The organism is bacterium (genome assembly GCA_036524115.1).
In the GTDB taxonomy this organism is placed as follows: Bacteria; JAUVQV01; JAUVQV01; order JAUVQV01; family DATDCY01; genus DATDCY01.
Map to the genome: position 1 here is coordinate 1 of DATDCY010000294.1, position 6,052 is coordinate 6,052.

Annotated in this window: 5 protein-coding genes; 3 read left to right on the plus strand and 2 right to left on the minus strand. The window is 70.7% G+C overall.

Annotated features, from left to right (window positions below; translation table 11 throughout):
- Nucleotides 1-510, minus strand: a 510-nt coding sequence (locus VI078_14030; GenBank protein HEY6000402.1) for a glycosyltransferase N-terminal domain-containing protein, incomplete at its 3' end; no start/stop codon positions are given.
- A gap of 298 nt (nt 511-808) precedes the next feature.
- Here VI078_14030 and VI078_14035 point away from each other — a divergent pair.
- The 3 genes from VI078_14035 to VI078_14045 are packed head-to-tail and all read left to right on the plus strand — an operon-like array spanning nt 809 to nt 5,200.
- Nucleotides 809-2,506, plus strand: a complete 1,698-nt coding sequence (locus VI078_14035) for an ATP-binding protein (GenBank protein ID HEY6000403.1) — start codon at nt 809-811, stop codon at nt 2,504-2,506.
- The gene (locus VI078_14040) at nt 2,496-3,956 is read left to right on the plus strand and encodes a sigma-54 dependent transcriptional regulator (GenBank protein HEY6000404.1); all 1,461 of its coding nucleotides are present in this window, start codon (nt 2,496-2,498) and stop codon (nt 3,954-3,956) included. The genes VI078_14035 and VI078_14040 overlap by 11 nt, the downstream gene beginning before the upstream one ends.
- Nucleotides 3,957-3,973: 17 nt before the next feature.
- Nucleotides 3,974-5,200, plus strand: a complete 1,227-nt coding sequence (locus VI078_14045; GenBank protein ID HEY6000405.1) for a HEAT repeat domain-containing protein — start codon at nt 3,974-3,976, stop codon at nt 5,198-5,200.
- 102 nt (nt 5,201-5,302) lie between these two features.
- Here VI078_14045 and VI078_14050 read toward each other — a convergent pair.
- The coding region (locus VI078_14050; protein ID HEY6000406.1) for a hypothetical protein at nt 5,303-6,052 on the minus strand (750 nt) is incomplete at its 5' end.

Genomic DNA, 6,052 nt, shown 5'->3' on the forward strand with positions numbered 1-6,052 from the left:
CAGCGCCCGGCGCAGCGCCACGTAGCGCCCGGCGCGGCGCGGCGAGATGCGGCCGTTGACGACGAGCACGGGCACGCCCGCGCGCCGCAGCGCGACGAGCAGCACCGGCCAGAGCTCGGTCTCGAGCAGGACGAACAGCGCCGGGCGTTCGCGGCGCACGGCCGCCGCCGGAATCCACCCCCAGTCCAGCGGCAGGAAGCGGCAGCGCACCCGCGGCTCGCCGGCGGCCACCGTCTCCTCGGCCACGCGACGACCGCCGGGCGTGAACGTTGAGAGCAGGACGCGGGCGTCGGGGCGCTCGCGCAGCAACGCGCCGATCAGCGGGGCCGCCGCCCGCACCTCGCCGACGGAGGCGGCGTGAACCCAGATCGTCCCGGCGGCCGCCTCCCCGCGCGCCGCGCCGCCGAGGCGCTCGCGGAGCCCCCGGCGCAGCGCCGGCACGAAGGGCGCCAGCAGCAGCAGCGCGGCCAGGGCAACCGCGCCGAGGGCCTGATAGACGATGAGCAGCATCCCGGGGCGGCATTATACCCACGATCCGCGCAGGCGCGGATCCGGCAGAGCAGACCTGTCGACCTGCCTCGGATCAATGTGACTTCACCGCACTGTGGCAGGGAGGACTGTCAACCACGCGAGGCGCACCCCACGATCGAGGCACGATGACACGTCGTCTTCTCCGATCCGCGCGCACGCGCGGAGCGGATACCCGCACTCGCATTGGCACCCCGCGCGTGCTACCATTCCGGCCGGCCCGGGAGGCGGCGGCGCGTTGCTGGTGACGCGCCGGGCGCTTCGGGCGGGCCGAGGCTGAATGGCTGAGACTGACGCGAAGACAGCGACTCCCCTCCCCCCCGTGCACGCCCGGGGGGAGCGCCCCATACCCTTCCATCGCACCCTGCGCTTCCGCCTCGGGGTGACCCTCGCCGTGGTGATCGCGGCCTCCGCCGGCGTCTTCGCCTTCCTCATGATCGCCCACACCCGCAGCGAGATCCTCGCGCAGGCGATCTCGCACAGCAGGCAGACGGCGGAGATCATCCGGCGCAGCACCCGCTTCGCGATGCTCCAGAACCACCGGGAGCAGGTGGCGCGGATCATCGACGCCGTGAGCCGCACCCGCGGCGTCGAGAAGATCCGGATCTTCGACCGCGAGGGGAGGATCATCACGTCGACGGATCCGCAGGAGGTCGGCAGCCGGGTCGACAAGAGCGCGGAGGCCTGCTACCGCTGCCACGCCGCCGGCAAGCCCCTGTCGCAGCTGCCGGGCACCGAACGGCACCGCATCTACAGCTCCCCCGCGGGGCACCGCATCCTCGGCACGATCGACGTCATCCGCAACGAGATCGCCTGCTCGACCGCGGACTGCCACGCGCACCCGGGCTCGGTCACCGTGCTCGGGGTCCTCGACATCGCCTACTCGCTCGACGCCTTCGACGCGGGCCAGCGCGGGGACATCCTCAAGCTCGCCGGCCTCTCGGGCCTCCTCGCCCTCGTCATCCTCGTCGCGGTGATCCTCGTGCTCAACCGCCACGTGTACCAGCCGCTTGGCGACCTCGAGGCCGGTGCGCGGCTGGTCTCGGCCGGGAACCGCGAGCACCTGATCCCGGTGCGCCGCCCGGACGAGATCGGGCACCTCGCCAACTCCTTCAACCAGATGACGCTGGCCCTCAAGGAGTCCGAGCACGGCCTCGCCGAGTGGGCGCACACCCTCGAGGCCAAGGTCGCCCAGAAGACGCGCGAGCTGCGCTTCGCCGAGGCGAAGACGGCGCACGCGGAGAAGCTGACCTCGGTCGGGCTGCTGGCGGCGGGGATCGCCCACGAGATCAACAACCCCCTCACCGGCGTGCTGACCTTCGCGCACCTGGTCCGCGCCAAGCTCCCCGAAGGGAGCACCGAGGCCGAGGACATGGACGTCATCATCCGCGAGACCAAGCGCTGCGCGGGGATCATCAAGCGACTGCTGGACTTCGCCCGCGAGAAGAAGCCGGAGGCCGCGCGGGCCGACCTCAACGCGGTGGTGCGCGAGACGGTCGAGTTCGTCGAGCACCAGGCGGGCTTCCAGAACGTGGCGTTCGCGCTCGCGCTCGACCCGCAGCTGCCGCAGGTCTGGATGGACCCGAACCAGATCAAGCAGGTCGTGATGAACCTCGTCGTCAACGCCCGGGACGCGATGGCCGAGCGCGGCCGGCTCGAGGTGCGCTCGCGCGAACTGCCCGCGCCGGTGGTCACGGCCTCGGGGCAGCCGCCCACGCGGGCGGTCGAGCTGACCTTCACGGACACGGGCTGCGGGATCCCCCGGGAGAACCTGCCGAAGATCTTCGACCCCTTCTTCACCTCCAAGGATCCGGGCAAGGGGGTCGGGCTCGGCCTTTCGGTGGGCTACAGCATCATCAGGGCGCACGGCGGGTCGATCGACGTGGCGAGCGAGGTCGGCCACGGCACCACGTTCCGCATCGTGCTCCCCGTGGACGGGAGACCGCCGGAGGGCGGGAGGGAGGGGCATGCCAGCTAGGATACTGGTCGTCGACGACGAGGAGGTGGTCTGCCGGGCCGTGGCCCGCATCCTCGACGGCAAGGGGCACCAGATCGAGACGGTCACCAATGGCGTCGAGGGGCTGCGGCGCGTGGAGGCGACCGCGTACGATCTCGTGATCCTCGACATCATGATGCCGGAGGTCTCGGGGCTGGACATCCTGCAGCGGGTCAAGGAGAGCCAGCCGGACACCGATGTCATCATGATCACCGGCCTGTCGCAGATCGAGACCGCGGTGCAGTCGATGAAGCTCGGCGCCTTCGACTACATCCCGAAGCCCTTCACCCCGGAGGAGCTGAGCATCTCGGTCGAGCGCTCGCTGGAGCGCCGGCGCCTGCTGCGCGAGAACACGCTGCTGCGCGCCGAGGCCGGCTCGAAGTACCGGTTCGAGAACATCATCGGCTCCTCGCCGCAGATGCAGAACGTCTACCGGCTCATCGCCAAGTGCGCGCCGACGAACAGCACGGTCTTCATCAGCGGCGAGAGCGGCACCGGCAAGGAGCTGATCGCGCGGGCGATCCACTACAACAGCCTGCGCAAGGACCGGCCGTTCGTCCCCGTGGACTGCGGCAGCCTCAGCGAGACGCTGCTCGAGAGCGAGCTCTTCGGGCACGTCAAGGGCGCCTTCACCGGCGCGGTGGCCAACAAGCAGGGGCTGTTCAAGGTCGCCGACGGCGGCACGCTCTTCCTCGACGAGATCGGCAACATCTCGCTCGCGACGCAGGCCAAGCTGCTGCGCGTGCTCCAGGAACACGAGTTCAAGCCCGTCGGCGACACGCGCTCGCAGCCCTCGAACATCCGGCTGATCACGGCGACGAACCTCGACCTCAAGGCGCTCGTCGGGCATGGGAAGTTCCGCGAGGACCTGCTGTATCGCATCAACGTCTTCCCGATCGTGCTGCCGCCGCTGCGCGACCGGCGCGAGGACATCCCGGCGCTGGCGTACCACTTCCTCAAGACCTTCAGCGACGAGCTGGGCAAGCGCGTGCGCGAGATCTCCCCCGAGGCGCTGAACCTGCTGCTCAACCACGACTGGCCCGGCAACATCCGCGAGCTGGAGAACACGATCCACCGCGCGGTGATCCTCACCAACGACCACGTCATCAGCCAGGCGCACCTCTCGAGCATCCTCGAGCTGGTGCCGCGCCTGGAGGCGAACGTGCCGACGAGCGCCGAGGAGCTCAAGCGCGTCAAGAAGACGATCCGCGAGAAGTCGGTCGAGCGCATCGAGAAGCTCTTCGTGCTCGAGGCTTTGCGGCGCAACGGCTGGAGCGTGACCAGGAGCGCCGAGGAGACGGGGATGCAGCGCACGAACTTCCAGGCGCTGATGAAGAAGTACGGCATCCGCGTGCGCGGCGCCGCCGGCGCGGTCCAGGAGCCGGATGACGCTGGCGCCGAGGACGCCGGGGAGGACGACGCCGAGGACTAGGCCCAGGCCAGGAGCCCGTGCAGAACGGAAAGCCTTCGCATCACAGCAGCGGCGCGCGCAACGCTCTCGTGGCGGCCGTTCTCTGCGTGTGTCTCTTTCCGGCTCCCTGTTGGTCCGGGGAAGGCCTCGCGGAAGGAGCATCCCGACGTGCCCGGGATGTGACCGATCGAGATTTCGAACTGACGCTGGAAGAGCTCACGCCGCTTTCGCGGGATGAGGTCCGGAAGCTCCGCCTGCTGTTCAACGGCGACAGCCCCGCGGAACAGCAACCCGTGCTCGACGTTCTGCTGGGGAAGGTGGGAACGCTCTCCCCCCAGGCGGTCGCGCGGTTGCGCCTTGCCCTGCTGAGCTCGGAGGCCTCTGTGCGCTGGATGGCAATCCAGATCCTGGCACGGCACGGCGACGCCCCCTTGCTGCTGTTCGCCAGGCTCCTGCGGGATGACTCCCGAGAGGTGCACCTCGCCGCGGAGCAGGCCCTGGTCGCCGCGGGGCACGCCGCAATCCCGCTCCTGGCGCAGGTCGTGGCCGAAGAACCCTGCTATTCACGTGCCAAGATGGCTGCGACCAGGGCGCTCGGCGCACTGGGAGACCCCTGCGGCATCGAGTCGGTCGCGGACGCTCTGATCAGGAATCAAGGCGGATGCTACGATCACGAGACGGCCTTCAAGGCACTCCGCCAGATGGGACCGCCGGCGATCGAGACCCTGGTTGTTCTGCTGAGATACCGGCTGCTGAAGGGCGGGGCGTACCTCGCGCTCCTGGAACATGACCCCGCCGCCCTCACGTCGGCTCTCCTGCCGGCGATCATCGATCCCGATCGCGCGATCGACGACCGCCTGCACTTCGCGGAGCAGGCGGAGGTCCTCGTGGGGACCATGGCGATCTTCAGGGAGTTGGACGCCTTCTATCTCGGGTTGGCGGCGGACAACTCGCTGCCTCCCGAGATCGTCGAGACGGCACGCCGTCTTTGGATTGACCGCCCCCGCCCCTTTGTCGTCGAGGCCCTCACCCGGGAGCGCGTGGAAAGCGACTACGCCGCGCGGCATTTCATCGAGGAGGACGAGACGTTGGCCAGAATGGCGCAGGGGAAGAGACGGGCCGAACTGGCTGCTGCCCGACAGGCGAGGGCCGAGGCGGCCGAGCGGGCGGTCGAGCCGCGGGCGCGTGGAATGAGCGCGTCGCCAATTTCCTTCAGTTCGATCTCCACCGGGTCAAGCCCCGCCGCGTCCCGGGGAGCCGGCTGAAGACGCTAGCGCGCGAGGAGGCCGTGCGCCTCTCCGTCACCTGTTCGTGAGAGTTCCCGTGGTGGTGGAGGGCCGGTGGGCGTGATCGGCACAATCACGACCTCAGACCGCCAGGGCGCCCGAAAGCAGCGCTTCGGCAAGCGGCGCCGCCGCGTACTCCTCGTTGCGCAGGAACGTGAAGGGCTGCTGCACGAACAGCGCGCCCCGCCACCCGGCCGCGAGGCGCGCCTCGCGCTGGGACCGCTCGAGACGCTCGCGGGTGAAGCTCGGCGCCGCCCCGGTCCGCCACGCCGGCTCGCCAACGGTGCTCTCGTCGAGAAACGGCAGTACCGAGCGCACCGACTCCAGCACGTACCGCTTCGCCGCGTCGTCGGCGACCCCGGGGAAGATCCCCAGCGCCTCCATCGGGCAAGCCCCCTCCGCCGTCTCCGCGCCGGCGGCCAGGAGCACCGCGGGCGCGCCCGGCGGCGCCTCTCCCGGGGAGATGACCAGGTAGTCCCCCATCTCGTCGGGCCGCCGGCCGGGCGCCAGCGTGAACTCGAGCAGCCCGAACCCCCGCTCCTCGCGCTCCTCGATACCGCGCCGGATGAGCCCCTTGGCGCTCTCCGCCGGCAGCAGGCGCAGCCCCTCGGCGAGCGGCAGGTCCACCACCACCCGCTCCGCGCTGACGGTCCCGCCCGCGGCGAGGTGCAGGCGCACGCCGCCGCGCGCCGTGTCGAGCCCTTCGAGCGCCACCAGCGGTCGCGCGTCGCCGCCGCGCGCGAGGAGCACCGCGCGCAGCCCCTCGAGGATGCCGGCCTGGCCGGCCGGGTTCCGGAAGAGCCCCCCGCCGGCGACCCGCAGCGCGCGCAG